This is a genomic window from Vulcanococcus sp. CPBay_Sum15L08_68 (assembly GCF_017855895.1).
Lineage (GTDB): Bacteria > Cyanobacteriota > Cyanobacteriia > PCC-6307 > Cyanobiaceae > Vulcanococcus.
This window is the reverse complement of the sequence record NZ_JAFMFX010000025.1, coordinates 1-25,833: the sequence shown is the minus strand read 5'-3', so window position 1 is coordinate 25,833 and position 25,833 is coordinate 1. Positions and strand designations below refer to the sequence as shown.

Annotated in this window: 31 protein-coding genes and 1 pseudogene; 12 read left to right on the top strand and 20 right to left on the bottom strand. The window is 64.8% G+C overall.

All coding sequences use genetic code 11. From position 1 onward, the window contains the following. Positions 1 to 198, top strand: a pseudogene (locus tag QZ189_RS06050) (ferredoxin:protochlorophyllide reductase (ATP-dependent) subunit B); the annotation flags it as partial. A gap of 170 nt (positions 199 to 368) precedes the next feature. Then, a complete protein-coding gene (gene bchL / locus QZ189_RS06045) occupies positions 369 to 1,253 on the top strand; it encodes a ferredoxin:protochlorophyllide reductase (ATP-dependent) iron-sulfur ATP-binding protein (RefSeq protein WP_296421318.1) in 885 nt (294 codons plus the stop codon). Between the two features lie 3 nt (positions 1,254 to 1,256). Here bchL and QZ189_RS06040 read toward each other — a convergent pair whose 3' ends face one another. The 6 genes from QZ189_RS06040 to psaM all read right to left on the bottom strand — a co-directional run bounded on the left by QZ189_RS06040 (position 1,257) and on the right by psaM (position 4,265). Next, positions 1,257 to 1,517, bottom strand: coding sequence for a hypothetical protein (locus QZ189_RS06040; RefSeq protein ID WP_296415888.1), 261 nt, complete (start codon positions 1,515 to 1,517; stop codon positions 1,257 to 1,259). Beyond that, a complete protein-coding gene (locus QZ189_RS06035) occupies positions 1,514 to 1,987 on the bottom strand; it encodes a hypothetical protein (RefSeq protein WP_296421317.1) in 474 nt (157 codons plus the stop codon). The genes QZ189_RS06040 and QZ189_RS06035 overlap by 4 nt, the downstream gene beginning before the upstream one ends. 10 nt (positions 1,988 to 1,997) lie before the next feature. Further along, positions 1,998 to 2,432, bottom strand: coding sequence for a hypothetical protein (locus QZ189_RS06030; RefSeq protein WP_296421316.1), 435 nt, complete (start codon positions 2,430 to 2,432; stop codon positions 1,998 to 2,000). A gap of 138 nt (positions 2,433 to 2,570) precedes the next feature. Next, positions 2,571 to 3,566 carry a protochlorophyllide reductase gene (locus tag QZ189_RS06025; protein WP_247477856.1) on the bottom strand — a complete coding sequence of 332 codons (996 nt, stop codon included), beginning with the start codon at positions 3,564 to 3,566 and terminating at the stop codon, positions 2,571 to 2,573. Between the two features lie 42 nt (positions 3,567 to 3,608). Beyond that, a complete protein-coding gene (locus tag QZ189_RS06020) occupies positions 3,609 to 3,923 on the bottom strand; it encodes a hypothetical protein (protein ID WP_296415892.1) in 315 nt (104 codons plus the stop codon). A gap of 243 nt (positions 3,924 to 4,166) precedes the next feature. Next, entirely contained in the window at positions 4,167 to 4,265 is a 99-nt protein-coding gene (psaM, locus tag QZ189_RS06015; RefSeq protein WP_010316586.1) for a photosystem I reaction center subunit XII, read from the bottom strand. Positions 4,266 to 4,430: 165 nt separating this feature from the next. Here psaM and QZ189_RS06010 point away from each other — a divergent pair, with 165 nt between their 5' ends. After that, the gene (locus QZ189_RS06010; protein ID WP_296418557.1) at positions 4,431 to 4,892 is read left to right on the top strand and encodes a CRR6 family NdhI maturation factor; all 462 of its coding nucleotides are present in this window, start codon (positions 4,431 to 4,433) and stop codon (positions 4,890 to 4,892) included. Here the strand turns inward: QZ189_RS06010 and QZ189_RS06005 are convergent. Next, complete coding sequence (locus QZ189_RS06005) at positions 4,889 to 5,641, bottom strand: sulfite exporter TauE/SafE family protein (RefSeq protein ID WP_296421319.1); 753 nt, start codon at positions 5,639 to 5,641, stop codon at positions 4,889 to 4,891. The two genes, QZ189_RS06010 and QZ189_RS06005, sit on opposite strands and share 4 nt — an antisense overlap. 39 nt (positions 5,642 to 5,680) lie before the next feature. On the opposite strand from QZ189_RS06005, the gene QZ189_RS06000 reads away from it, so the two are divergent. Then, positions 5,681 to 6,403 carry a lipoate--protein ligase family protein gene (locus QZ189_RS06000; RefSeq protein WP_296421314.1) on the top strand — a complete coding sequence of 241 codons (723 nt, stop codon included), beginning with the start codon at positions 5,681 to 5,683 and terminating at the stop codon, positions 6,401 to 6,403. Between the two features lie 5 nt (positions 6,404 to 6,408). Here QZ189_RS06000 and QZ189_RS05995 read toward each other — a convergent pair whose 3' ends face one another. Continuing rightward, entirely contained in the window at positions 6,409 to 7,635 is a 1,227-nt protein-coding gene (locus QZ189_RS05995) for a site-2 protease family protein (RefSeq protein WP_296421313.1), read from the bottom strand. Between the two features lie 55 nt (positions 7,636 to 7,690). On the opposite strand from QZ189_RS05995, the gene QZ189_RS05990 reads away from it, so the two are divergent. Continuing rightward, the gene (locus QZ189_RS05990; protein ID WP_296421312.1) at positions 7,691 to 8,395 is read left to right on the top strand and encodes a phosphoribosylanthranilate isomerase; all 705 of its coding nucleotides are present in this window, start codon (positions 7,691 to 7,693) and stop codon (positions 8,393 to 8,395) included. Between the two features lie 9 nt (positions 8,396 to 8,404). Continuing rightward, a complete protein-coding gene (locus tag QZ189_RS05985; RefSeq protein ID WP_010316598.1) occupies positions 8,405 to 8,905 on the top strand; it encodes a hypothetical protein in 501 nt (166 codons plus the stop codon). Here the strand turns inward: QZ189_RS05985 and folE are convergent. The 6 genes from folE to QZ189_RS05955 all read right to left on the bottom strand — a co-directional run bounded on the left by folE (position 8,902) and on the right by QZ189_RS05955 (position 14,260). Continuing rightward, positions 8,902 to 9,621, bottom strand: coding sequence for a GTP cyclohydrolase I (gene folE / locus QZ189_RS05980; protein ID WP_010316599.1), 720 nt, complete (start codon positions 9,619 to 9,621; stop codon positions 8,902 to 8,904). The two genes, QZ189_RS05985 and folE, sit on opposite strands and share 4 nt — an antisense overlap. A 20-nt stretch (positions 9,622 to 9,641) precedes the next feature. After that, positions 9,642 to 10,373, bottom strand: a complete 732-nt coding sequence (locus tag QZ189_RS05975; RefSeq protein ID WP_050778463.1) for an SDR family oxidoreductase — start codon at positions 10,371 to 10,373, stop codon at positions 9,642 to 9,644. Positions 10,374 to 10,418: 45 nt separating this feature from the next. Then, positions 10,419 to 11,408, bottom strand: a complete 990-nt coding sequence (locus tag QZ189_RS05970; protein WP_010316603.1) for an acetyl-CoA carboxylase carboxyltransferase subunit alpha — start codon at positions 11,406 to 11,408, stop codon at positions 10,419 to 10,421. Between the two features lie 47 nt (positions 11,409 to 11,455). Beyond that, a complete protein-coding gene (locus tag QZ189_RS05965) occupies positions 11,456 to 12,520 on the bottom strand; it encodes a long-chain acyl-[acyl-carrier-protein] reductase (RefSeq protein ID WP_247477873.1) in 1,065 nt (354 codons plus the stop codon). Between the two features lie 81 nt (positions 12,521 to 12,601). Continuing rightward, positions 12,602 to 13,318 (bottom strand): aldehyde oxygenase (deformylating), encoded by a 717-nt coding sequence (locus QZ189_RS05960; protein ID WP_010316607.1) that lies wholly within the window; start codon positions 13,316 to 13,318, stop codon positions 12,602 to 12,604. Between the two features lie 108 nt (positions 13,319 to 13,426). Then, positions 13,427 to 14,260 carry a creatininase family protein gene (locus tag QZ189_RS05955; protein ID WP_296421308.1) on the bottom strand — a complete coding sequence of 278 codons (834 nt, stop codon included), beginning with the start codon at positions 14,258 to 14,260 and terminating at the stop codon, positions 13,427 to 13,429. 63 nt (positions 14,261 to 14,323) lie between these two features. Between QZ189_RS05955 and QZ189_RS05950 the strand changes: the two genes are divergently transcribed. Genes QZ189_RS05950 through pgeF form a run of 3 tightly spaced genes read left to right on the top strand, consistent with a single transcriptional unit; the run spans position 14,324 to position 17,399 of the window. Further along, positions 14,324 to 15,670 (top strand): S1 RNA-binding domain-containing protein, encoded by a 1,347-nt coding sequence (locus QZ189_RS05950; protein WP_296415899.1) that lies wholly within the window; start codon positions 14,324 to 14,326, stop codon positions 15,668 to 15,670. After that, on the top strand, positions 15,667 to 16,566 hold the full coding sequence (locus QZ189_RS05945) for a Tab2/Atab2 family RNA-binding protein (protein ID WP_296419440.1): 900 nt from the start codon (positions 15,667 to 15,669) through the stop codon (positions 16,564 to 16,566). The genes QZ189_RS05950 and QZ189_RS05945 overlap by 4 nt, the downstream gene beginning before the upstream one ends. Before the next feature lie 8 nt (positions 16,567 to 16,574). Then, positions 16,575 to 17,399 carry a peptidoglycan editing factor PgeF gene (gene pgeF / locus QZ189_RS05940; protein ID WP_296421306.1) on the top strand — a complete coding sequence of 275 codons (825 nt, stop codon included), beginning with the start codon at positions 16,575 to 16,577 and terminating at the stop codon, positions 17,397 to 17,399. On the opposite strand, the gene QZ189_RS05935 is transcribed toward pgeF, so the two are convergent. Continuing rightward, positions 17,392 to 19,071, bottom strand: a complete 1,680-nt coding sequence (locus QZ189_RS05935; RefSeq protein WP_296421304.1) for an FAD-binding domain-containing protein — start codon at positions 19,069 to 19,071, stop codon at positions 17,392 to 17,394. The genes pgeF and QZ189_RS05935 overlap by 8 nt on opposite strands. 107 nt (positions 19,072 to 19,178) lie before the next feature. Between QZ189_RS05935 and QZ189_RS05930 the strand changes: the two genes are divergently transcribed. Beyond that, complete coding sequence (locus QZ189_RS05930) at positions 19,179 to 19,544, top strand: AbrB family transcriptional regulator (protein WP_010316617.1); 366 nt, start codon at positions 19,179 to 19,181, stop codon at positions 19,542 to 19,544. Here QZ189_RS05930 and QZ189_RS05925 read toward each other — a convergent pair. After that, a complete protein-coding gene (locus tag QZ189_RS05925; protein WP_296421302.1) occupies positions 19,483 to 21,177 on the bottom strand; it encodes an FAD-dependent protein in 1,695 nt (564 codons plus the stop codon). The two genes, QZ189_RS05930 and QZ189_RS05925, sit on opposite strands and share 62 nt — an antisense overlap. A 72-nt stretch (positions 21,178 to 21,249) precedes the next feature. On the opposite strand from QZ189_RS05925, the gene QZ189_RS05920 reads away from it, so the two are divergent. Continuing rightward, a complete protein-coding gene (locus tag QZ189_RS05920) occupies positions 21,250 to 21,993 on the top strand; it encodes an MBL fold metallo-hydrolase (protein ID WP_296417757.1) in 744 nt (247 codons plus the stop codon). A gap of 28 nt (positions 21,994 to 22,021) precedes the next feature. Beyond that, complete coding sequence (locus tag QZ189_RS05915; RefSeq protein ID WP_010316620.1) at positions 22,022 to 22,783, top strand: Tic22 family protein; 762 nt, start codon at positions 22,022 to 22,024, stop codon at positions 22,781 to 22,783. A gap of 3 nt (positions 22,784 to 22,786) precedes the next feature. On the opposite strand, the gene QZ189_RS05910 is transcribed toward QZ189_RS05915, so the two are convergent. The 4 genes from QZ189_RS05910 to QZ189_RS05895 all read right to left on the bottom strand — a co-directional run bounded on the left by QZ189_RS05910 (position 22,787) and on the right by QZ189_RS05895 (position 25,811). Beyond that, the gene (locus tag QZ189_RS05910) at positions 22,787 to 22,999 is read right to left on the bottom strand and encodes a GIVxVP protein (RefSeq protein WP_296421298.1); all 213 of its coding nucleotides are present in this window, start codon (positions 22,997 to 22,999) and stop codon (positions 22,787 to 22,789) included. 6 nt (positions 23,000 to 23,005) lie between these two features. Continuing rightward, positions 23,006 to 23,374, bottom strand: coding sequence for a hypothetical protein (locus tag QZ189_RS05905; RefSeq protein WP_010316623.1), 369 nt, complete (start codon positions 23,372 to 23,374; stop codon positions 23,006 to 23,008). Next, positions 23,371 to 25,164, bottom strand: coding sequence for a biosynthetic-type acetolactate synthase large subunit (gene ilvB / locus QZ189_RS05900; protein WP_296415962.1), 1,794 nt, complete (start codon positions 25,162 to 25,164; stop codon positions 23,371 to 23,373). The genes QZ189_RS05905 and ilvB overlap by 4 nt, the downstream gene beginning before the upstream one ends. Positions 25,165 to 25,259: 95 nt before the next feature. Then, complete coding sequence (locus QZ189_RS05895) at positions 25,260 to 25,811, bottom strand: M23 family metallopeptidase (protein WP_296421295.1); 552 nt, start codon at positions 25,809 to 25,811, stop codon at positions 25,260 to 25,262. Positions 25,812 to 25,833: the final 22 nt, after the last annotated feature.

Sequence of the window (25,833 nt, the reverse complement as noted above, 5' to 3'; positions counted from 1 at the left end):
GCCGAGGAGGTCACGCTGCCCTCAGTGGATGGGGCGCAGTTGTCCTGGAGTGCCGATGGCGAGGCGGAACTGGCCAAGATTCCCTTCTTTGTGCGCGGCAAGGTCCGCAAAAACACCGAGGCCTATGCCCGTGATCAGGGTCTGGCGGTGATTGATAGTGAAGCCCTCTATGAAGCGAAAGCCCACTACAGCCGTTGAGTGCTGCAGTGGGATGAGTATTGCTACCTATGAATGAGTGTTTAAATCCTCATTTCTGACCTGGACTGTTTCGCTTTGCACGGGGCTAGAGGTCAAGGGGCAGGAACAGGTCTTGTATGGAAGAAGAGCTTTAAAACCAGGGTTCCTGTGTTCCTGGTTTTCCTTGTTTTATGACCACCACGCTCAAGCGCCCCGATGGTGAGGGCAGCGTTCAGGTTCATCAGGATTCCTCGATGCAAATCGAGGAGGGAGCGTTGGTCATTGCCGTCTACGGCAAAGGTGGGATTGGCAAAAGCACCACCAGCTCGAACCTCTCTGCGGCCTTCTCCAAGCTCGGCAAACGGGTGCTGCAAATCGGCTGCGACCCTAAGCACGACAGCACCTTCACCCTGACCAAGCAAATGGTCCCGACGGTGATCGACATCCTCGAGGGGGTGGACTTTCACACCGAGGAGTTGCGCCCAGAGGACTTCGTCTTTGATGGCTTCAATGGGGTGCAATGCGTCGAGTCCGGTGGCCCTCCGGCGGGTACCGGCTGCGGCGGCTATGTCACCGGACAGACGGTCAAGTTGCTGAAAGAGCACCATCTCTTGGAAGACACCGATGTGGTGATCTTTGATGTGCTCGGCGACGTGGTTTGTGGTGGATTTGCGGCCCCTCTGCAGCACGCCCACTACTGCCTGATTGTCACGGCGAATGACTTCGATTCGATCTTTGCGATGAATCGGATCATTGCGGCCATTCAAGCCAAGGCCAAGAACTACAAGGTGCGCCTCGGTGGGGTCGTGGCCAACCGCAGCCGCGACACCGACCAGATCGATCGCTTTAACGACCGGGTGGGCATGAAGACCATGGCCCACTTCCCCGATCTCGATGCGATCCGCCGCTCCCGCCTGAAGAAGTGCACGATCTTCGAGATGGAATCCACTCCTGAAGTGGAGGCCGTCCAGAACGAATATCTACGCCTCGCTCAGTCGATGTTTGAGAGCGTGAAGCCCCTCGAGGCTGAACCGCTCAAGGATCGCGAGATCTTTGACCTGCTCGGGTTCGACTGAGCCCTAGAGCCGAACCTTCGTCACTTCGGCTTTGATGCTGCCTCCGCGGGTTCCCACATCAATGGGGGCCCGCGTGAAGATCTCGACGCGAATCCCGCTTCTGGCAATCAGCCAGAGCGCCTGAGCCAGCAGCGCCACGCTGGCCAGGACCACAAGGGGCCAGAGCAGCGGTTGCAGGGACTGCTGGTTGAGGAGTTGTGCTGCGGCCAGTCCGCTGAGGAAACCCAGCAGCACGAGCAGGCAGGACTGGGCTGTGCGGTTCAAGAGCTCAGGCTGCTGCAGGCATCCAGCAGGAGTTGCTCCGCCGGAGTTCCAGCGCCGGGAACGCGCCAGTCCCCCCAGTTGGAACCAGCCCGCTTGCGGTTGAGGGTCAGATCACGGCAGTTCACCGCGAGTGCCCGATCGGGCACGTTGCTCTTGGGATTGCTCTCTGGCGTGGAGGGCCAGCTCAGGCCGCCAATGGCCGTGGGGCGGGTGACGGCGCGTCGCCAGGGGGTGACCCAGATGTAGGGGTGACTGTCGAATGGCTTCCAGCTGGTCCAATCCACCTCCACATCACCGAAACGACGCCAGCGTTCGTGCTCTTGCGCTTGCCGCTGCCGCAGGCGCTCCAGCAGTGCCTGTTGCTCCGCGCTGGTTGCTGTTTCGGCCCGTACTGCGGGGATACCGCCGCTGCCCATCAGGAGCATCAAGCTGCCCGAGAGCAAGGGGAGGAGGGGGACGCGTTGAATCATGGCCGGCGCCTCAGGGCAGGGGGGGGAGCGGTAGCGGTGAAACGGCCTTGAGGGCGTCCTTGATCGAGACGGTGACATTGCCGCCGATCTGGTTCACCCCCACTTCGCCATTGACCAGCAGCGGTTCATCGCTGACGATCTCGACGGGTTCAACAATTTTCTCAACGGTCACCGGCTTGGCGATGCGTCCAACGTCAACCGGGAGTGAGTCGTTGGCCTTGACCGGAAGGGCTGCTTTGGCACTGACGGCAACCGGTAGGGCGCCGTTGGCTTGGACCTGGACTGGGGTCAGGATTTTCTCGACTTGGATGGGCCCCTTGAGGACCACGGGAAAGGGCTGTTGGCGCTTGACGGCAATCGGTATGGGTTGCCCCAAGATCTGGATTGCCGCCATGGCCGCCGACCAGGTGGCCAGCACAACCGCCAGGGGCCAACGGCAGGCCATCGCCAGCAGGAACCAGCGCGGCTCATCCTGAGGGTTCAGTGGAATCACAGGCCTTCCCATCGGCAACCCTGCAAGGCTTGCCGTAGGCATACATCAGGGATGAGGGCTTGTCATCCCTACTGCAGGTGAGCCGTTGGACTAGCGCAAGCCGACCAACTTGAGTGATTCATCCCAAACCCCTTGTGCCGTTTCGGGATTGCTGGCCTTATCGGAGAGCTCTTGGCTGAACTGCTGGCCGCCCTGCTTCTGGCGGTTACCCCAGCTCCAATGCACCCCGGATGTGCCAAAACCTGGATCGGCGACCACCTGCGCCACCCGCTCTCCGGCGAGGGCCTGGCTGACGTAGCCACCGGTGACGTTCTTTTGGAACCAGGGGAAGATCTTCTGGAAGGCCCGCGGGGTATTGCGGAAGAGGGGGGTGTCCGCGACGCAGCCGGGGTAAAGCGAGCTGAAGACGATCCCCGTGGAGTGGTGCAGGCGGCGATGCAGCTCCTGCGTGGTGATCATGTTGCAGAGCTTGCTGTCCTTGTAGGCCTTGCCAGGTTTGAAGGCCTTGCCGTTGGCCATGGCGATGGGTGCCTTGAAGCCCGCCTTGAAGCCGCTGAGATCGCCCAGGTCCGCCGGAGCGGGGATGGGGATCTTGCCGCCCAGTTCTTTCGAGTTGGCTGTGACGGTGCCGAGGATGACGACGCGCTTGGAGGGATGCTGCGAGGCCTGCAGCTGCGGCAGCAGCAGTTGAATCAAGAGGAAGTGGCCCAGGTGGTTGGTGGCCATGGAGAGCTCATAGCCCTGGGGAGAGCGCTCGGGTTCTTTAAGCCTGGGTTTGTAGACCGCCGCATTGACGACCAGGGCATCGAGGCCAAAGCCCAGGGAGTCGACCAGGGTCTCAACGCCGACACGGACACTGTCGAGATCCCCGAGGTCCATGCGGATGTGGTGGAGCTTGTCGCTGGGGATGCCCAGGGAATCGGCGGCGGCTCCAGCGCGCACCGGATCCCGGTTTGCCGTGACCACCGTCCATCCCCGATCGGTCAGGGCCTTGACGGCATTCAGGCCAACCCCTGAGGTGGTGCCGGTCACCAGGACCGCTCCGGCGGGTCCGCCTGCGTTCGTGAGGTTGCTTGAAGCGGTCATGGACCCAAAAACTGCCCGCAACAACTTACGGAAGGAGAGGCCTCAAGGGGTCTGGATTGCGTTGGACGGTTGCTGATTGGAATCCGGGCGCAGTTGCTTCCAGACCACCCGCAGGCGGTTCGGGGCGATCCACTGGTCCTGCTCCTGGATCAGCTTTTGCTCGCCTCCAACGTTGAACAGGCGATCAAAACGGGTCTGGGCTTTGAGCAGCTTGGCTTTTTGGATGTCCAGAACGGCGGTGATCTCGCCGTAACGATCCAGGCGCTCCTGGTAGGCCCCCGCCAGTCGAACCAAGCTGACCACGGCCACCAGGGAGAGGCCGATCTTCAGGGAGAGACCGATGGAGCCGTAGAGCAACTCCTGGCTCGGACTTGAAGGCCTGATCTGCTGCGAGGGTGCCGGCTCAACAACGCTCAAGTTGGCGTCACTGCGGTGCTGGCGACGGCCTCGAGCGGGTTCCGCTTTGGGTTCTTGAGCAGTCCGTTTCCGATTTGCGGATCGCCGCTGCGATAGCTGGGCAGATCGGGAGGGGCTCAAGGGTGAGGAGGAGTGGGGAGAGACGCACCGCTTCTAGCAGGTCGTCTCTCCCGTGCCAAGGGATCAGGCGCGGTAGAGGCTGGCGGCGAGACGCACTGCGAGCACGCCAGCGTGGGCGGCCACCACCAGGGCGATCAGAATTTCAGCCTGGGTGAGGGACATGACCGTTGAGAAAAACACCACTCCATTCTCACGCAGATGGTGGGGCTGGCTAGGGCCTGGGCCTGGGCCTGTCACAGCTCGACACCCCTAGGGGATGGGCTCGCTACGGTCGATCGACAGTTCTGCAGGGTTCTTTTGGTGTCTGGTCTGGCTCCTGATGGAACGGTGTCGATCTCGGCGCAACAGGTTCAAGACCAGAGCCTTGAGCCCCTGCAGCCTTGGTTCGCCTTGGACCCCAAGGACCTGCTGCAGGCCAGCGGCAGCCTGACGCTCCAGTTCGACTGGCCCCGTTCCGCGGAGGACCCGCGCGAGCTCTCGGAGATCACGGAGCTGCGCCTCTGGAGCCTGCGCGCCGATGCCCTCTGCCCGTGGCTACCGCTGCTGCTGGAGCGCAGCAGTGGCCAATTGACCCGCCACGTGGCGATGCTGCTCCCCCATCAGTTCAGCCGCAGCGAGGGGATTCGCTTCGCCCCAGACAGCCTTGAGCTCTGGATGACCCATCGCCTCTACCTGCTGGATCACTGGTCCAGGGGGTATGGCTTGAACTGTCGCGGCAATCTGGAGCAGATGGCGGCCGTGCTGGGCTTTGAGCTGGACGGCAGCTTCTGGAAAGACCACGAGCGCTAGAGCCAGAGCAGAACGGCCCGCCGTCCGACGTCCACGGCCAGCAGCACGCACAGCAGCCGGATCAGTCCCACCAGGCGCTGTTCCGGCACCTTCTGCAGGTGCCCGGCGGACCACTGGGCGGCTGAGGCGGCCGTCGCCCCCAGCACCAGGCCGATCAGCAGTTGGGCCCTGCCGTCTCCCCAAAAGGTGAAGGAGGCCACCAAGGAGGAGGCGAAGACCGCCATCGTGCTCAGCCGGATCGCCTGGTAGACCCCAAGGCGCAGCCCGCGAACCATCAGCGGCACCATCACCAGGCCGCCTCCGACACCCAGCAGGCCGCTGGAGAGGCCTGCCACCAGGCCAACGCCGATCAGTCCCAGCACCGGCACGGTTGAAGCGCTGTTGCCGCCCGTGCGGCGAGGCTCGATCACCAGGGCCAGCAGCCCGTACATCAGCGCCTGCAAGGCCAGCAGTTGCCAGCCCTCAAGGCTGTGGCCGAGCCGGCTGAACAGGCCCCCGCCAAAGGCGGCGCCAGCGCTGATCGCCAGGGCTGCTTGAGCGGGCACCTGACCGCTGCGCCAATGGGTCAGGCTGCCCGCCATGGTGGTGGGAACAATCGCCAGGGTGCTGGTGGCCAGGGCCTGATGGGGCGGCAGGCCAATCCAGAGCAGCAGGGGAGAGAAGACCAGGCCTCCACCAATTCCCAGCAGGCCTGAGAGCAAGCCGGCCAAGATGCCTAGAGGCAACAGAGGCAGCAGCTCCCAGCCCATGGCGCATGCCGCACGTCTCACCCGCATCCTGCCAGCTCCATGAGGTGGCGTTGGATCCCCCCACTCACGGCCGATGCCGGCCTGCAGATGGCGATCGACCGTTGGATGCTGCAACAGCAGTGCGCCGGTCAGGGCGATCCGATGCTGCGGCTCTACCAGTGGAGTCGGCCGACCCTTTCATTGGGACGACACCAACGCCAGATCGATCCCCGCTGGATCGCCCTGGCTGAGCAGGGCCGTTTGCACCTGGTGCGGCGTCCCAGCGGCGGTCGGGCTGTTCTGCATGCCGGAGAACTCACCTATGCCCTGGCCTGCCGGCCGGCCACGACCCATCGCCTGACGGCCTATGCCGAGGCCTGTCAGTGGCTGCAGGTGGCCTTCGCCGCCCTGGGCGTTCCCCTGGAGTTCGGCTCGGTGAAGGCTGCGGAGGCGGCCCAGCGGGGCAACTGTTTTGCCAGCGGCACGGCTGCAGATCTGGTGCAGGCCAATGGCGCCAAACGGATCGGTAGTGCCCAGCTCTGGAGTGGGGCCTGCCTGCTGCAGCACGGCAGTGTCCTGCTCTCTCCACCCCAGGACCTCTGGCGGGAGGTCTTCAACTCTCCAGCGCCAAACCTGGAGCCTCTACCGCAAGCGGCCGTGATGGCGCAGCTCCAGCGGGCGGCGCGGGATCACCTGTGTGGCGGTGCGCTCCAGACCGTGGCCCTCAGCGCCAGGGAGTGGCAACAGATCCAGCTGTTGGAGGACCCGGCTCCCCTGCGCTGAAGCCCTCAGCCCTCGGGGTTGCTTTCGATGGTTCGTGCCACGGGCGCCAGCATCATCCCCAGGGGGTAGACCCCTTGGCGGCGGGCGGCCTCCAGGATCGGTAGAGGCAGCCGCACGCCGAGTTCCTTCAGGACCCGTTCCGCCAGTTCCGGTCGCTCCAAGGTGCCCGTGGGTAGTCCCGCTGGACCAAGCACCAGCAGCCGATTCACCTCCGGCTGGTCGAGCTGCAGGATCGCCTGCCAGAGCGGTGTCCCATCGCCGATGCTCGGGAGTTGATCGAGGGGTTGCAGGTGCTCGCCAACGCTGTCCTCATCCCAGCGCTGCACCGGCAGGCTCTGCAGGGGGGCATCGGTGATGAACCCCTTCCAGCGGCCCTGGTCACAGACCAGTAGCCAGTCCGCCAGACCCTTCTCGTCGCTGACCCGCAGGCGGCTGAGTTCCCGCAGTTTCGTGTTGGCCTCGAGCACGCGGTAGCGCCTCTGGGCCGCGTCCTTGACCTGCAGCCTGCGCAGCACGCCCTGCAGCGCCAGCATCTGCGATTGGTTGCGGGCGGCGCCCAGGCCAAACCAGCCCAGCAGCATCAACCAAATCCCCGCTACCCCGGCTCCTCGCAGCAGCAGAAAGGCTCCAAGGCCAATGGCGCTGAAGGCCAGCACCTTGCCGCTGGCGGTGGCCACCTGGATTCCCTTGCGCTGGCTTCCGGTGAACTGCCAGACCAGGGCCTTGAGAATCAGGCCGCCATCGAGCGGGAGTCCCGGCAGCAGGTTGAACAGGGCCAGGATCAGATTCAGCCCGCCCAGCTCACTGACCATGGCCCCCAGCAGGGGCGAGGCATGGCTGGCGCTATGGCTGCCGAGGAGCAGCAGGGCGGAGAGCACCAGGCTCACCAGGGGGCCAGCGGCGGCCACCCAGAAGGAGCCCATGGCGGTTGGGCACTCCCGCTCCACGCTGGCCACCCCGCCCAGCAGAAACAGGGTGATGCTGCGGACCTTGACCCCCTGACTGAGGGCCACCAGGGAGTGCCCCAACTCATGCAGCAGCACTGAGAGGAACAGCAACAGGGCGGTGAGCAGGCCAATCAGCCAGAGCCAGGCCTCCTGGGTTTGCGCGGCGAATTGCTGGCTGTACTGCTGTTGGAAGGCCACCGTGGCCAGGGCCAAGATCAGAAACCAGCTGGGGTGAATGCGTAGGGGGATGCCCCGAATCCGCAGTAGCTGCCAGCCTTCCCCCACACGTCCTCATCCGTTGCCCCGATCCTAGAAAGGTTGGGCTTCCTGGGGCCACGGCATGACGGCGCGTCCAACTTCCCCCATTGGCCCCCAGCCATGGCTGAAGGTCTGTGGACTGCGCCATCCCGAGCAGGCCAGTGCCGTGGCCGCCCTGGGCGTCGATGCGATCGGGGTGATCGGTGTTGAGGCCTCCCCCCGCTGGTTGTCCCCTGGGGCCCGGCCGGCGCTGTTTGCGGCGATGCGCCAGGCCTCAAGCCGCTGTCTTGGCGTCCTCGTGGTGGCCGATCCCAGTGATGGGGAACTGTCCCAGTTGGGGGCGGCCGGTGGCCATCAGGTGCTGCAACTCCATGGCCAGGAAACGCCAGAGCGCTGCCGGCAACTGCGGGAGGCCCTCGGCCCGGATCTCTTGTTGTGGAAGGCGCTGAGAATTCGCCAGCCCGAGGATCTGCAGCGGGCGGCCGACTACGGCGCGGTCGTCGACGCTCTGCTGCTGGATGCCTGGGTGCCCGATCAGCTCGGCGGCACGGGCCACCGCATCCCGATCGATTGGCTCAGTGGTTTTTGCTCCCCTCTGCCCTGGTGGCTCGCTGGCGGCTTGAATCCCGATCGGGTCGCCCCGGCCCTACGGGCCCTGCAGCACCGGCCCCCCTCTGGATTGGATGTCTCCAGCGGGGTGGAGCGGGCTCCGGGGGATAAGGATCTCGCCAAAGTGCAGCAGCTGGTGGCCGCCGTGGCTCCCTTTCGCCAGGATTTGAGCAGCTAATCCTTGGCCATGGCTGCTCTGCGCTCTGCCCCTGTGCTCCTGGGCTTGGCCCTTGCGCTGTCCCCAGCACTGCGCGCCCAGGACCTGGTCGGTTGCCGCCTGGTGGGCGCGAGCCTGCAGTGCATCCCCGGCGTCACGGAAAGTGCCCAGCAGCAGATCAGCACCTTCCGCGATCAGATCTCTGCGGATCTGGAGTTGGAGGGTGCGATCGAGCAGCAGATTGATGGCCTGCGTTCACTCGTGATTGCTGGTCAGGCCATTCAGGGTGGGCTGCTCCAGGCCACGGTCGAGGCCGACGCCAATGCCGCCCTGGCGAACTCCCAGTACCACTGGTACCGGAAGGATCCCTCGGCGCGCACCTGGCTCTTGATTGAAACGGCCCAGGGCACCAGCTATGTCCCGGGACCGGTGGATGTCGGCCAGAACCTCATGGTGGTGGCGGTCGTCAACCAAAACGGTCAGGTCAAACGCATCGCCTCAGCCCCCGTCGGGCCGGTGCTGGCGCCTTAGCCCAGCATCGACTCCTGCTGCTTCACCAGTTCGAAGAACTCAGCCTTGAGGCTGGAGTCGTGGCGGAAGTCACCGCGGACAACGGAGTTCACCATGCTGGTTTGGGGCTCCTTCACCCCGCGCCACTTCATGCAGTAGTGCTGCGCTTTGACCAGGATGGCCAGGCCCTGGGGTTCGCAGAGACGCTCGATCTCATCGGCCAGGATCATCACCGCCTCTTCCTGGATGTGGGGACGGGAGAAGACCCAGTCGGCCACGCGCGAGAACTTGGAGAGACCAATCACCCGTTCGCCGGGCTTGATCCCAATCCAGCAGTTGCCCAGGATCGGCACCAGGTGGTGGGAGCAAGCCGAGCGCACCGTGATCGGGCCCACGGTGTAGATCTCGTCGAGCTTTTTGACGTTGGGGAAGCTCGCGATCTTCGGCTGGGGATGGAAGCGACCCTTGAAGACCTCATGGAGGTACATCCGGGCGACACGCTCGGCGGTCTCCTCGGTGTTGTGGTCGTTGTCGATATCGATCACCAAGCTGCGCAGCAGCTCGCGAACCTTTCCGGCAACCTCGATTTCCAGTTGATCGAGTTCGCCGTCCTTGAGGTGTTCGGCGATGTTGTCGTTCGCCAGGAAGGGCACGCCGGCGGACTCGAGGCGTTCACGGATGCGGCGGCTCACGGGAGCCAACTGGCCGGGAATGCTCGAGGACAGGGTTGAAGTCATGAACGGGTCCCGAGATGCGTTCAAAGAACGCCCGCTGCGGGCATAAGGGTTAGATCCTCCACAACATTGGAGGAAGGTTGCTGAGCCAAAGACAGCAGTGTCTCGGCCACGCGCTCTGGGGTGAGCATGGCACGGCGGTCGAAGGAACTGTGGACGGTCTCGCTGTCCCAGAGGGGGGTATTAACCGCACCCAAGGTGAGCGTCGATACACGGATTCCGTGCTGGCGCTCCTCTTCCGCTAAGCAGCGACTAAAGGAGGCCAAGGCGGCCTTGGTGGTGCAATAGGCCCCCCATTCCGGAAAGGCATTGCGGGCCGCATGGCTGCTGACGTTGATGATCAAACCCTGGGTCTGGCGCAGGGCCGGCAGGACCGCCTGGCAGGTTTGAACAACGCTGGTGAGGTTGAGCTGCAGCAACCATTGCCATTGCTCCAGGGGCATCTCCGCTAGGGCCCCCGTGTAGGCCGCTCCGGCGTTGTTGATCAGCACCGTTGGAACCAGTCCCCGGGAGAGCAGGTTCTCCAGGGCAGGGGCGATGGCTTGTGGATCGGAGAGATCCACAGCGATCGTTTCCACCCGGCAGCGCTCACTGCGCAGCTCCTGGGCCAGCTGCTCAAGATCGGCTTGGGAGCGGGCCAAGAGCAGCAGCTGATAGCCGGCTTGGGAAAAAGCCCTTGCTGCGGCTGCTCCGATCCCCCTGGAGGCACCAGTGATGAGGGCAACGGGCGCTGAAGCGGAGACAGGGGAACTCAACGGCGGGGGCGGGCCGCAAGGACCCCGATCAAACCAACGAAAACCTTACGAGCTCAGGCTTGCGTCCTGGGCGCCGGATTCCAGGAAGCGACCCATCCGGCGGAACTTGGCGTAGCGCTGATCCACCAGTTGCTCCTCGCTGAGGGCCTGCAGGCCCGCGAGTTGCTGCAGAAGAGCCGCCTTCAAATTCTCTGCCGCCTGACGCGGGGCCCAGTGGTTGCCGCCCGAAGGCTCGGCAATGATTTCATCGATGATCCCCAGCTTCAGCAGATCGGGCGCGGTGATCTTCAACGCCTCAGCGGCCACCGGAGCTTTACCCGCATCGCGCCAGAGGATGGAGGCGCAGGCCTCGGGGCTGGCCACCGTGTAGACGCTGTGCTGGAACATCAGCAGCCGGTCCGCCACGCCGATGCCCAGCGCACCACCTGAGCCCCCCTCACCGATCACCGTGGCCAGGATCGGAACGCGCAGCTTGAACATCTCGCGCAGGTTCACGGCGATGGCCTCGCCCTGGCCCTGCTCCTCCGCCAGCAGTCCGGCGTAGGCGCCCGGGGTGTCGATGAAGCTGAGGATCGGCAGGCGGAAGCGATCGGCGTGCTCCATCAGGCGCATCGCCTTGCGGTAGCCCCCAGGTGAGGCCATGCCGAAGTTGCGAGCCACGTTTTCCTTCGTGTCCCGTCCCTTCTGGTGGCCCAAGAGGACGACGCCTTGATCGCCAATGCGTCCGACGCCGCCCACGAGGGCTTGGTCATCGCTGCCGCGCCGGTCCCCGTGCAGTTCGATGAATTCATCGGTCAGCACCTGGATGTAATCGAAGGTGCTGGGGCGTTGGGGGTGGCGCGCAACCTGAATCTTTTGGGCGGGACTCAGGTTGCTGAAGATCTCTTCCCGCCTGCGGGCCGCCAGGGTCTCCAGTTGGAGCAACTGCTGGCTGACGTCGACTTCAGAGTCTTTGGCGAGCTGCCGGATTTGGTCGATCTGCTCCTCCAACTCCACCAGGGGCTTCTCGAAGTCGAGCAGGGGACGACGGGCCATGGCAGCGGGTGTAAGGGGCAGGGGGGCGAGCGTTGAACCGGGAGGCCTTAAGCAGCGGCCAGTTCAAGGTCGGGGTTGCCGGAGCTTGCTGGGGCTTGGTTCAGGCCGATGGCCCGGAACCCGTGCCGCAGGGAGGCTTCACCAATGAGCTCCATGTTGGCGATGGAGATGCGGTTGCGGCCCCAGCTGAAGTTGGTGTGGATACCCTCGAATTCCAGCAGCATCGCCTCTGCAAAGCAAGCGAACAACTGGCGTTTGGGGTTTTCCATCTCCACGACTTCCATCATCTGCCAGCTGATGTCCTGCCAGAACTCGACGATGCCGCCCTTGAGGACATGGACCCCCTCACCGGCCACCTTGGCGTCGAGATTCTTGGGGTAGCCGCCGTCAATCATCAGACAGGGCTTGCGCAGGCTGCCGTGGTCGATGGTCAGGGTCTGGGGAAGGCTGGCCACCCACACCACCACGTCGGCTTCGGGGAGCGCCTCCTCCAGGGTCAGGATCCGGCCACCGCCGAGGGACTCCTGCAGATCCAGCAGCCGCTGCTGCTGCCGAGCGACCAGGAGCAGTTCACCCACGCCTGTTTTTTGGCTGAGCCAGCGGCAGACCGCGCTGCCGATGTCACCGGTGGCGCCGACCACGGCGACTTTGGCCTGGCTCAGGTCGATGCCCAGCAGAGGGGCATTGGTCTCGACCTGTTGGCAGATCACCCAGGCCGTGTGGGTGTTGCCTGTTGTGAAACGCTCCCACTCGAGGGTGGTGTTGCGGATCTGCTGGAACTTCGAGAGGTCGTAGTTCTCGAAAATGATCGAGGTGAAACCGCCCAGGGCTGTGACGTTGATCCCGTTCTTCTGCGCCAATTCCATGGCGTTTTGAACCTTGCGGGTCGCGGTCTTGAAGCGGCTCAGCATCTCCGGCACGAAGCAGGAGTCGATGTAGGTCCCTTGGATGGTGGCCCCGGTTTTGCTGGTGACCTCGAAGGTCTCCAGCAGCTGAGGTGGAGCCGAGCACCAGGAGAGGAGGTCCGCTTCGGCCATCTCCTCTAGCCCCAGGTCGCGGGCCTTTTCCTGGGCCTGCGCAAAGCTGCTGGAGTGACCGATCAGACCAAACATTCGCGGGGGCTCTCCTGGTTACACACCGGCCGAGAAGACACCTGATTAAAGGGCAGCGTCGACTCGTTCAGGCTGATCGCTTCAGCCGATCAGAGCGGCGGCCGCCATGCGGGCGATTTCGCGGGTGGTGAAACCGATCTCGGTCAGAGCTTCCTGGTAGGCGATCAGGAAATCCTCGATCAGATCTTCCTTGTCCATCTGCAGAACAGCGGCGTCACCGGCCACCTGATCGAGCATGCGGCGGATCAGGGGGAGGTTCTCGCGGTTGGCCTCTTCGAGCTCCTCACGGCAGCTCTCCAGGTTGGCCTTGAGCCAGACCTCGCCGTAGTTGAGGTGGGTGTACTCGTCCTTCACCACGCCCTCGGTGATCTTGCGGGCGAAGGGATCGGCGACCGGGATATAGATGTGATACGCCGAGATCGCGAAGGCTTCGATCAGCAGGGCCTGGATCAGCAGGCAGGTCGGAACCTTGCCCTCTTTCAGGGCTTTTTGGAAGTTGCCGTGCAGGGGGGCGAAGAATTCCTTGGCGAACGCCATGTCGGCGGTTACACCCAGGTTGTTGGCACAGGCGGTGAAGCCCTTCATGTGCTTCAGCTCCATGCGAGCCAACTTCGTCAGTTCGCCGGCCTGCTCGGGCAGCAGCGTGCCGATGGACATGTAGTTGTCGTGGGCTTCCTGCTCGCCCTCGATCACGATCGCGTTGATCCGGCTGTAGGCGTCCTTGTAGTTCGCGCAGGTGAAATCGGGAAGCGCAGTCGCGCCCGCCGTAGGCAGATCAGTGGCTTCGAGGGTCGCCATGGCTACCGAGAACACGTTGCAATGGGGTTGACTGTAACCATCTCCACAAGCCTCAGATGGGGTTTGGCAGCTTTTGCCAACTTCCCGTCGCCCGCTGACCCCGATTCCTCAGCGCTGGCCGAGCTTCGGTTTGGGCTCCCTGGGGGGCCAGTCGCTGCCCAGGAGACTGCCGAAGAGCGCGCTCCAGCCCTGGACCAACCGCTGCCGGAGCGCCTCGCCTTGGGCCCCATTGGCCTGGCTGGGATCGCCAATGACGCCACTGCTGCTGAGGTCCTGGGTCAGCCAGGCATTCGGCACGGCCCCCTCCAGGCTCCATCCCTGGGGCGGCTGCTGGGCCCCCAGGCCATCTGCGGTCCGCTTCGGCCCGACGAGCTCAGGATTGAGCTGCAACATCAAGCTCGTCTCGACCTGTCCGGCGTGGAGGCCTTCACTGCGCTCGGGCTCCTCGATCAGCTCTCCGATTCCCTTGGGGCCGCTCCAGAGGAAGCAGGGCAACACCCCAAGCGAGGGATGGGCGGCGCGCAGTTGTCGGGCGGCGACCTGGAGCAGGGCGATTTGACCGCCATGGCCGTTGAACAGCACGAGCCGCTCGAACCCTGCCGCCGCCAGCTGGGCGCCAACGGTTTCGATGCTGCGGATCAGGAGCTCGGCCGGGAGGCTCAGGGTTCCTGGGAAGCCCAGGTGCTCCGGTGAAAAGCCGATGCTCTGCAGCGGCAGCCGCCAGATCGGCGCCTCCTGGGGGAGGCTCTCGAGCACCTGGTCAAGGATTTGCTCAGCGAAGAGCGCATCCGTTCCCAGGGGAAGGTGAGGACCGTGCTGCTCGAAGGCGCCAAAGGGCCAAACCACCGTGCTGCCGCAGGTCTGGGCGGCCGCCTGGAAGGCGGGCCAGGTCAGGCGCTCGAGGCGACGGGATCCCTGACAGGCGTATGCGTCGTCGCCCATGGGTCCGTCTTCGATCAAGGAGGGTCGTCCCTACAGTGTGGCGCTGTGCGTCTTTGCTTGGTCATGGCCGGTTCCGGCACTCCCCAGCCCCCCCAGCCCTTCTCCAAGCAGCAACCCACCTCGGCTCGTCCGGTGCCTCCGTCGCCTCAGCGTCCCGCCGCTGCGCCGCCGCCGGTTCGCAAGCCGCCCCAGGTTCTGCAGATCAATAAGAAGGAAGAGCAGCTGCGCCTGGAGCGTGAAGCCGCTGAGGCCCGTGCCGCCGCCGAAGCCGCTGCGCAGCGGGCAGCTGAATTGGAAGACGCCGCACGGGCGGCCCGAGGTGAGGCGCCGGTCGCGCCCCAGCGCCCGGCGGCTTCCCCGGCATCAGGCGACGACGACCTGTTCGATATGAGCGGCTTTGAGGGGCTGTCCATGGCGGACCTGCTGGGCCCCGACGACCGCAACAAGGGTCGGCGCTCCGGTGGCTCCCGCATGGCGCAGCCCCAGTCCAAGCCGGCGGCGGTTCCCACCCGTTCGGTCGATGACTTCGACTTTGACGAGGAGGCCTTCCTGGCAGCCCTCGATGAGCAGGATTTCGTCGGCACCACCGGTGAAGTCGTCACCGGCACGGTGATCGGCATGGAGAGCGACGGTGTCTATGTCGACATCGGCGGCAAGGCTCCTGGCTTCATGCCCAAAAAGGAGTGTGCTCTGGGGGTGATCACCAACCTCAAGGAGCGCTTCCCGAAGGGGTTGACCGTTGAAGTGCTCGTCACCCGCGAGCAGAACGCCGATGGCATGGTCACCATCAGCGCCCGTGCCCTGGCCCTGCGCCAGAGCTGGGAGAAGGTTCGTGCCCTCGAGAAGGAAGGCAAGGTGCTCCAGGTGAAGGTCAACGGTTTCAACCGTGGTGGCATCACCTGTGATGTCGAAGGTCTGCGCGGTTTTGTGCCCCGCTCCCAGCTGCAGGAGGGTGAAAACCACGAGGCGCTGGTGGGCAAAACCCTCGGTGTGGCCTTCCTGGAGGTCAATCCGGACACCCGCAAGCTGGTGCTCTCTGAGAAGAAGGCGGCCACGGCGGCCCTGTTCCAGAACCTCGAGGTCGGTCAGCTGGTTGAGGGACAGGTGGTGGCCATCAAGCCCTATGGCCTCTTCGTGGACCTGGGCGGCATCAGCGGACTCCTGCACCACTCCGTGATTACGGGTGGTCAGATGCGTGATCTGCGCGAGGTCTTCGGCCAGGGCGATCGCGTGAAAGCACTGATTACTGAATTGGATCCCGGTCGCGGTCGCATCGCCTTGAACACTGCTCTGCTGGAGGGGCAGCCGGGTGAGTTGTTGATTGAGCGCGACAAAGTGATGGCGGAGGCCGCCGATCGCGCCAATAGGGCTCGTAACGTGCTGCGTCAGCAGGAACAATCCGCCGGATGATTCAGGCCACCGAGCCCGCGAGTCCTGCCCGCCTGCAGGCGGATTGGGAGCTGGATTACTACTCCCGTCCAATCCTGGAAGAGGACGGAAAGAAGCGCTGGGAGCTGCTGATTTGCAGTTCCCCCAATGCGGAGAATCCCGGTCGCGCCTTCCAGTGGGTCCTGAAGTGCCCGGCCTCCAGCGTCAACTCCCAGTGGCTGAAGTCCGCGTTGGAGCAGGCCTTGGAGCAGGCGGACGCTGAGGGGTTTGATCCCCCACGCAAGATCCGCTGCTGGCGTTCCTCGATGCGCACGATGGTGCAGCGGGCCTCCGAGCAGCTGGGCCTGGAACTGGTGCCGAGCCGCCGTTGCTATGCCCTGGTCGAGTGGCTCCAGGAGCGCGAAGCCACGGTTTACCCCGAGGAGGAGGGCTACATGGCGGGCCCCCTGGCTCCGCCGCCCCAGCCGATTCAGCCCGTGGCTGTTCCGCTGCCTGAGGCGGCCCGCGGCGACAGCTGGTCTTGGGCCTCCCTGCCGATCGGTGCCCTGCGGGAGGCGATGACCTGGGACACCAGCTTTGCTGGTCTGGTTCCCTTGCCGGAGTCGCTCGATGACGAGCTGATGGTGAGCGGTCTGCGCCTGTTCAGCGCGAGCCGCTCCTTGGCGATCGCTGGCTGGGTGTCGGGATTGGAGCCGGTGCGCCTCGAGGTCTGCGGTCAGCAACTGGTGCTGGAGGCGGGCCAAGAAGACCGATGGTTGCTGGGACAGTTGGAGTCAGACGAAGCTGAGGCTGCGGCCGCGGCATTCCTGGCCTCCCGCGGTCAAGCCGGTGGTGTGCAATTCCTGGCGATTCAATCCAGCCCGGATCAACCCGGTTTTGATGGCTTCTGGATCCTGCGGGACCTCCCCGATGCCTAGACGGTTGTATGGCTGAGGCCGTTGAGGCCCCCTTTGACCGCCCAGATGCAGGGTTTAACGCCCTAGAGGGCTGGACCTGGATCGGTTGCTACGGGGGCTATTACCTCCAGTCGAATCTGCTGGAGGCCTTTGAACATGGCTTCTTCACCCGCCAGTGGCAGGGCCGAGGCCCTGATGTGTTGGCCGGTTATGTCAGCGCTGGCATCAGCGTTCACCGGCCCCAGCAGGTTCACAGCGCGTTGGTTTTGCCGGCGAGTGAGGCCGTCGCGGAGCCCTGGCCCCAGGCCGATGGCTTGGTGTGCGATGCCGGTGGTCAGAGTCTCTGGGTCTGCGGCGCCGATTGCACTCCAGTGCTGCTGGCGGATCCGGAATCCGGACAGGTGGCGGCCTGCCATGCCGGCTGGCGTGGTGTGGCCGGGGGCATCGTTCAAGAGGCGATCCGGCAGCTGGAGCAGCGCGGCTGCCGCCGCCGTGACCTGCTGATTGCGTTGGGGCCAGCCATCAGCGGCCCCCAGTACCAGGTGGAGCCGGCCGTGCCGGAAGCGATCGCTGAGCAGTTGCTGCAGGTGGATGCGTCCCTCACGCTCGAGGGGGCCCTGGCGGCGATGGAGGAGTGCGGTGCTCTGCTCGCCGATCCAGAGCCGCTGCGGCAGCGCCTCGATCTGCGGCTCGCCACCCGTTTGCTGCTCGAGCGCTTTGGTGTGCCCCCAGAGCAGATCAGTGTCTGCCCCCTGTGCACGGCATCAGAGCCGCTGCTGTTTCACTCCTGGCGCCGCGATCAGGTCAAGGCGGTGCAGTGGAGCGGCATCGTCTCCCAACAGTTGCCTAGTTGAACTCCAGGCTGAGCTGGCCGTTGTCGGTTTGGCTGCGCTTGGGTTTGCGTCTCTTCGGGGGGCTCTCCCCGGCTTCACCGGTCTCAGCCGAGCGCCTGAGGCTGAACCAGCTGAGCAGGGCCAGCCATCCCTCCTGGTCCAGTCGATCGAGGTCCACCGCCTCCGGGAAGAGCTCCGGTGCCCGGGGTTGGGCCCAGAGCACCTGGCTGCCGGCGATTTGATCACTGCCAAAGGGCGTCAGGTCAGCGGGCAACCGCGCCAAGGCGGAGGGAATGTCTCCGATGCCGTGGCGTGTGTTGCTCAACGCCTCCATCCGCGCCTGGCGCGCTTCCTCGTAGTTGAGCACTGGGGCGGGGTAGCCCGCGAAGGCGGGGGGCTCTCCGAGCTGGTCATTGGTGAGGCGCTCGAGTTGCGGCAACCAGCGCCGGATGAAGAGGCCATGGGGGTCGCAGCGATTCACGGCCACCTGGCCGGGGTGATAGATCCGCGTCCAGGCTTTGCGGCCCCGATAGGTCGCCCCGGCCTGCATGGCCCATTGGTAGTGATCGATCGGGCAGTCCCCATCGATCAGGTGCCGCATGAAATGCAGGGCGCCGTAGCGCCAATCAATCCCGCAGAGGTTGCTGAGAAAGCTGGCGTAGATCGCTCGGCTGCGGAAGTTCAGCTCCAGCCATCCCCCGCCCCCCCGCAGGCAGTGGGCCGCGGCATCGACGATCGGGAAACCCGTGCGGCCCTCTTTCCAGGCTTCGTAGAGCTCGAGCTGTTGGGCGGAGAGCGCGCTCTCTTGGTCGAAGGCGCTCCAGAGGGAGCGCAGCTCCAGCTGGGGCAGGTAGCGGAAGCGCTGGTGAATGGAGCAGCCCCAGCGCAGGCGGCTGAACAGTTGTTGGATGCTGCGCAGGCGGCTGCGATCGGCGTTTTCCTTTGCCCGTAGGCCCGCTGCGGTGAGCCGTTGTAGGCACTGCCTGGGGCTGACGACGCCGAACTTCAGGTACGGGCTGAGCCCTGAGGTGACCTTGGCGGAGGGATAGCTCAGCTCCCAGTAGTAGGTCCGCGAATCGGAGCCCTCGAGAAACCGATCCAACCGCCCTAGGGCGGCATCAGTACCTGCTTTGGGAATCGGTTTGCCATCGCTGATCAGCCCCAGGTCCTTGAGGCTGGGGACCGGTGCATCCGGGCACTGCTTCGGTACTACGACCCGCTGAGGTTCCGGCACGAGCGGCGCGGCCATGGCGCCATGCCACTGGCGGTTCCAATCGCTGTAGGGCTGAAGCTCGCCGCTGGCACCGGCTGGTTCGATCCAGTCCAGCTCGATGCCTTGCTCCTTCAGGTGGCGGTTGACGCGGGCATCACGGACCCGGCCGACCAGGCGCTCACTGTCGGTATGGGCGAGGACATGGCGCGCGCCGCTGCCTTGGGCGAGACGGGCGAGGACCACTTCGGGTTGGCCGCGCTGCACAAGTAATCGCCCCCCTAGACACCGCAATCGGGCATCGAGGGCCTGCAAACTATGTAGTAAAAACTCAACACGAGCGACGGCAGTCTCAGGATGAAACAGCAACGCGTCATCCAGTACGAACACCGGAATGACCGGTCCTCTTAAGCAGGCCTTCGCCAGCGGTGCGTGATCCTGCGTGCGCAAATCGCGGCGATACCAGACCAGCGTGGGGGGCATTGATTGAAAAAAAAACTCCTGGGAAATCCCGGCTCTTTGAAAAAAGTCAGCCTTGCTGAATTGACCGTCGGGTGTGATGATGCAGAAGTTGCATAACTATCAATCTCATGCTCACTGGAGCTGATCTGCTCGCCAAGGTCAAAGAAATGGGCGACGTGAGCAAATCCGACGTTGTTCGTGCATGCGGATATGTCTCCAACAAGAAAGACGGCAGCGAGCGACTGAATTTCACGGCGTTCTACGAAGCGCTGCTCAATGCCAAGGGCGTTGATTTTGGCGGCTCGAGCGCCAAGGTTGGTAAAGGCGGCCGCAAGCTGAGCTTCACCACCAAGGTTCAGTTCAACGGCAACCTGATGGTGGGCAAGGCCTACACCGCCCTGCTGGACCTCAAGCCCGGCGATGAGTTCGAAATCAAGCTGGGTCGCAAGCAGATCCGTCTGGTGCCCCTGGGCGCTCCTGACGAAGAAGAGTGAGGCCAACGGCTTCCGCGACGCGGATGCCATCCATCGCAGCAGAGAGGATTCCGCCGGCGAAGCCGGCCCCCTCTCCCGCCGGATAAAGCCCTGGGGTGTTCACGCTCTCCAGGGCTTTTGTTCTGGGAATGCGCACGGGGGATGAGGTGCGGGTTTCAACGCCAGTCAGCAGCGCATCGTCCATGGCGTAGCCCGGGATGGACTGCTCGAACTGCGGCAGGGCCTCCCGCAGGGCTTCGATCACAAAGGCCGGTAAGGCCTGCCCCAGGTCTGCCGGGACCACACCGGGGCTGTAGGAGGGCTTGACCGTCCCCAGATCAGCGGGTGCCTGGCTGCCGCCGGCCAGGAAGTCCTTGAGCCGCTGACCGGGAGCGGCATAGCTCTTGCCACCGAGTTCAAAGGCTTTGGCCTCCCAGTGCCGCTGGAAGGCAATCCCCGCAAGGGGGTCGCCGGGGTAGGCGCCATAGCTTTCGACGTCGCCTGTCTCAATGTTCACGACGATGCCGCTGTTGGCGTTGCGCTCATTGCGCGAGTGCTGACTCATCCCGTTGGTGACGACCCGTCCCACCTCCGAGGTGGCCCCCACCACCAGGCCACCGGGGCACATGCAGAAGCTGTAGACGCAGCGCCCGTTGCTGACGTGTTTGACGAGCTTGTACTCCGCAGCCCCCAGGCGCGGATGGCCGGCGCAGTTTCCCCAACGGGCGGCATCGATCAGGGGTTGCGGGTGCTCGATGCGAAAGCCCACCGAGAAGGGTTTGCGCTCCAGCGTCACGCCCTGCTCCTGCAGCATCGCGAAGGTGTCGCGCGCGCTGTGGCCGACCGCGAGGACCACCTGCTGCGCCGGGATGATCTCTCCGCTGGCTAGGGCAACGCCGCTGAGGCGCCGCTCCCCATCGCTCTGCTCGACGCAGAGCTCACTGACACGGCTTTCGAAGCGAATCTCTCCGCCGAGGGCCGTGATCTTGCTCCGGAGACCCCGAACCACCGTGGCCAACTTGAAGGTGCCGATGTGGGGGTGGTGCTTGACCAGGATCTCTGGATTGGCCCCCGCTGCGACCAGTTCCTCCAGGACCTTGCGCCCGAGGTGTTTCGGGTCCCGCACCTGGCTGTAGAGCTTCCCATCGGAGAAGGTGCCCGCACCCCCTTCCCCAAATTGCGCGTTGGATTCGGGGTTGAACGGCGCAGTGCCTTTCCAGAAGCCAAAGGTGTCCGCCGTGCGCTCCTTCACGGGTTTGCCGCGCTCGAGCAGCAGGGGTCTCAGCCCCATCTCCGCCAGGATCAGGGCACAGAAGTAGCCGCAGGGTCCGGCGCCCACAACCACCGGCCGCTGGGGTAGGGGATCCCCGGGGCTGGCCTGCGCCACGGGTTGGTAGTGGGTGTCGCTTGCGGGTTGCAGGTGGGGATCGCGCTTGAAGCGCTTCAGCAGTTGCTGCTCGAGCTGCGGCGGCAGTTCCAGCTCCAGGCTGTAGGCGATCTGGATGGCGGATTTCCGCCTGGCGTCGATGCTCTCTTTGATGACCCGATGCGCGAGCAGGGCCGCTGGATCGATCTTGAGGCGTTTGCAGATGGCTGGAGCGAGGTCCGCTTCCTCGTGATCCAGCGGCAGCTTCAACTCGCTCAGTCGCAGCACCACTTGTCCTGAGCCTCGTTCCTGTATTCCAGCACCGCGCTGCCTAGCCTCGCCGCCAGTTGCGTTGAAGCGGTGGAAGCGACCTATTTCGGGGCAAACGGCTGGTTACTGGACTGGTCGGGACTGCGGGTGCTGGTGGACCCCTGGTTCTGCGGTCCGTTGGTCTTTCCCCCCGGGCCCTGGTTTTTCCAGGGGCAGTTGTCCCGCTCCTTTGCGCTTCCTGCCGATCTCGATTTGCTGCTGCTCACCCAGGGACTGGATGACCACGCCCATCCCGAGACCCTGGCGCTGCTGCCCCGTTCCCTGCCCGTGGTGGGGTCCCTGACGGCGGCCAAGAAGGTGCAGCAGATGGGCTTTGAGCAGGTCACGGGCCTGCGCCCCGGTGAAACCACGGCCTTTGGCGAGCTTCGGATTGAAGCCACAGCAGGCGCACCGGTGCCCCAGGTTGAGAACGGCTACCTGCTGCGCCATCCCCAGGGGAGCCTTTACCTCGAGCCCCATGGCTACCTGCCCGCTGACCTCGCCCCGGAAGTACTTGATGCGGTGATCACGCCCGTGGTCGACTTGGGCTTGCCGGTCGCTGGCGCCTTTGTCCGCGGCCAGACCGTTTTGCCTGAGCTGTTGGAGCGCTTCTCTCCGCGCACGGTGCTGGCGAGTACGACCGGCGGGGATGTGGCCTTCAGCGGCTGGCTGAACCGCTGGCTCTGGCAAAAGGGGAACTTGGAGGAGGCCCAGCAGGCTGTGGCCTCAGCCGCCCGGCTGATTGATCCAGTCCCAGGAGAGCCCTACGCCCTGGGGGTCTTTCCTGGGTTCTGACTAGGGTTGACCTTTCTTGATCGGTCGCATGCTCTCGCGCTTTCCCGCTTGGTTGAAGCCGATGGGCCGTCAAGCGGCCTCGTTGCTGGCCCCCGTCGCCGTCCTGGGCGCCATGGCTGCGGCTCCCGCCTTGGCGATCCCTGAAGCCGAGGCGATCAAGAAACTGCAGGTGATTCCGGTCTTCGTGATCACCGATGCCAATGGCATTCCCCTGCCGATCCCCCGGGACGAGGCGTTGGTCCTGCCCCTCTATCTCGAGAGTGATCGGGCGAACACCGAGCTCAAGGCGCTGCTGAAGTCGAACCCGAGCCTCAAGGCCACCGTCACCCCCGTTCCACTGAATGTGATGAACGAGAAGGTGGTGGAGCTCAATAAGCAGCTGAAGGACAAGAGCAAGCCACTGGTGGCCCCGGTGGTGATGAACGACGCCGACATCAAGCAGGCCTACACCCTGCTGAAGAAAGAAGGTCTGAGCGACGAGGAGATCAAAAAAGGCCTGAACGTGGCGGTGTTCTTCACCCAGCCCTTCCTGACCCTCAACACCCCCGATGGCCCTCGGGGCGTGTTCTTCCTGAGCTACGACGAGTTGCAGAAGGCCCTTTCCAACGTGCCTGAGGCTGAGCGCAGCAAGCTGAAGCCCAGGGTTGCCGACCTCACCGCGGTGCTCTCTCAGATCAGCAAAGCCAAGGAGGACAGCTTTGTGATCTTCCCGACCAAGGAGTACTTCCGCCTGGTGGAAGAGGGCCGCACCAAAGCCCAATCCACCCCTCAGACCAAGCCGGCGAAGTAACGCTCAGGGTTCGTCTTCGGACCTGGCCTCGGGAGCTGGCTCCGGCATCAGCTGGGCCAGCAAACCCGCTGCGATCAAGACTCCTCCGACCCCCAGGGCGAGGGACTTGTTGTCAGCGGCTGCCGCTGGACCCCAGACCGCGGTGGCGATGAAGGCACTTCCCAACAGGAGTGTGGGCACCAGCACAATGCCCTTGGCTGCCCGATTGATGCTCAACGGCCGTTAGCAGGATCCTGAGGAGGACGCTAGGCCCGATGCAATCAGCTCCGCGCCCAGGTCGTGGTTGGCTTGCCCATCGAGGTGATTGATGCGGGCGATGAGGACCCCATCGGCACTGCCGGTCGGGCGCAGGTTCACCTTGCTGCGCCGGGGCAGTTGCTTACGAATCCAGTCCACGGCGGCAGCGTCATCGTCTGGGTCCACCACGACGCAGGCCAGTTGCACGCTGTAGGTGCGGTTGCGGTCACCGATCTGCAGCAGAGTGCCGCTCCGCACCTGCAGCACCTCGGCCGCCAAGACCTGTCCCGGCCAGAGCAGCAGGCAGGCAGCCGCTGCAGCACAGAGCCAGCGGCGGATCAGCCCCAGCCTCACAGCTTGGCGCCGCAGTTGGGGCAGTACAGGCTGGAGCTGGAGGTGCTGTGGTGGCAGCTGTGGCACTCGCGATTGGTGTCGATCGCCAGTTCCGGATGGGAGGGGAGGCCCACCATCTGGGCGTTGCTGGCACCGGGGGGCACCATCGGATAGCAGTTCTCGTTGCGGCGCACCTTCACCTCAATGAAGGCCGGACCGGGGTGGGCCAGGGCTTCGGCGAGTTTGGTGCGCAGTTCCTCCCGTCCTTGGATCTGAACACCTTTGACGCCGAAGGCTTCCGCTACAGCGGGGAAGTTCGGCATGCCGCCGGTCATCTCTGAGGCGCTGTAGCGCTCGCCGTAGAAGCTCTCCTGCCACTGGCGCACCATCCCCTGCCAGCCGTTGTTGAGCACCACCACCTTCACGGGGAGGTGGTACTGGCTGAGGGTGCCGAGCTCCTGGATGTTCATCAGGATGCTCGCGTCGCCGGCCACGCAGATCACCGGTTCTTCGGGGAAGGCGCACTGAACGCCCATGGCCGCCGGCATGCCGAAACCCATGGTCCCGAGGCCCGCGGAGCTGATCCAACGGCGGGGGAGGGTGTGCAGGAACTGCGCAGCCCACATCTGGTGCTGGCCCACGTCAGTGGTGAAGAAGGCTTTGGGGGAGAGCTCCTGCAGCATCGACACCACCTCTTGGGGCGCGATGTCTCCCTCGGGTGCTGGAACCACCAAGGGGTAGTGCTGTTTCCACTGGGCGATGCGCTCGAGCCAGGCCTCGGTGCGGCCTCGGGAGTCCTCCTGGCTGGAGGCGGCCAGCAGGGCCTCGACCGCTTGCTTGACGTCGGCGACGACGGCCACATCCGGCAGACGGGTTTTGCCCATCTCTGCCGCATCAATATCGATGTGGATGACCTGGGCCCGGGGGGCGAAGCCATCGAGGCGGCCGGTGACGCGGTCGTCAAAACGGGCGCCGGCGGCGATCAGCAGGTCGCAATCGGTCACCGCGAAGTTGGCGTAGGCGGTCCCGTGCATGCCGAGCATCCCCACCGAGAGGGGATGGAGCTCATCAAAGGCACCCTTCCCCATCAAGGTGGTGGTCACCGGAAGCCGGAAGCGCTCCGCCAGGGCATGGATTTCGGCGTGGGCGCCGCTGCTGATGGCCCCACCACCGACATAGAGGAGGGGACGGCGGGCATTGCGGATGAGCTCCAGCGCAGCGGAGATGGCGCTGGGGGCCGGCGCGGGGGGGAGTTTGAAACCAGGGGGAACGGCCGCGCCGGGTTCAACGGGGATGTAGTCGAACTCCTCGACTCCGACGTCCTTGGGCACGTCGATCAGAACGGGACCGGGTCGGCCGCTGGAGGCAATCAAGAAGGCCTCCGAGACGATGCGGGCAATGTCCCGGGGATCGCGCACCACCCAGGAGTGCTTCACGATCGGCAGGGTGATGCCAAAGATGTCCGTCTCCTGGAAGGCGTCCGTCCCGATGGCCGCCCGGGGGACTTGGCCGGTGATGACCACCATGGGCACGGAGTCCATGTGGGCCGTGGCGATGCCCGTCACCAGGTTGGTGGCCCCTGGACCGGAGGTGCCAAAACAGACCCCGACCTTGCCGGTCGCGCGGGCGTAGGCGTCGGCTGCGTGGGTGCCGCCCTGTTCGTGGCGCACGAGCACGTGCTTCAGCCAGCCCCTGGACTCGGCCTTGTGCAGCTCGTCGTAGATGGGAAGGATCGCGCCGCCGGGATAGCCAAAGATGGTCTCCACGCCATGGCGACGGAGGGCATCCATGAGGGCGTAACCGCCACTCACCCGGGTCGGGGTGGAGTGATCAGCGGCGGTGGCCGCTTGTGAAACGGACGTCACGGTCACGGCGGCGGCGGACAGCGTTTTCAGATCCAGTCACCCTAAGGTCTGGCCTGAGAAATGGGCGTTTCCACGCGCCTGGCGTCAGCCATTGCTCGCAGCAGCAGCACCGGGTCCAGCCAACGCTCGTTCAGCTTGACGCCCCAATGCAGGTGAGGTCCGCTGCTGCGGCCGCTCACCCCGATGGCGCCCAGGGGTTCCCCCGTCCGTAGCCAGGAGCCCTGGCGCAGGCTCGCGCCTCCGCTGCGCAGGGTGTCCTGTTCGATCGTTCCCTGCAGGTGGCAGTAGAGGTGCTCGTAGGGGCCGGAGCGAATCGCCACGCCGATGCCGCAGCTCCCGTCGTTGATCAGCCGCTCCACCCGCCCGGCCCACCAGCTGAGCACCGGGGAGCCCAGGGGAGCGGCGATGTCCAGGCCCCGGTGGAGGCTGGAGCCGCCGGATGCGCCACTTCTGAGCCCGTAATGGCTGGTGTAGCCGCTGAACTGCGGAACAGGAAAACGGGCCTGTTGCCAGGGGTTGGCCTGGGCGGGCCCCAGCAGCAGGGAGGCTCCGAGAAGGGCCTTAGAGCAGGCCGATGGAATGCAGCGGGCCACGACCGCTCAGCAACTCCAGCAG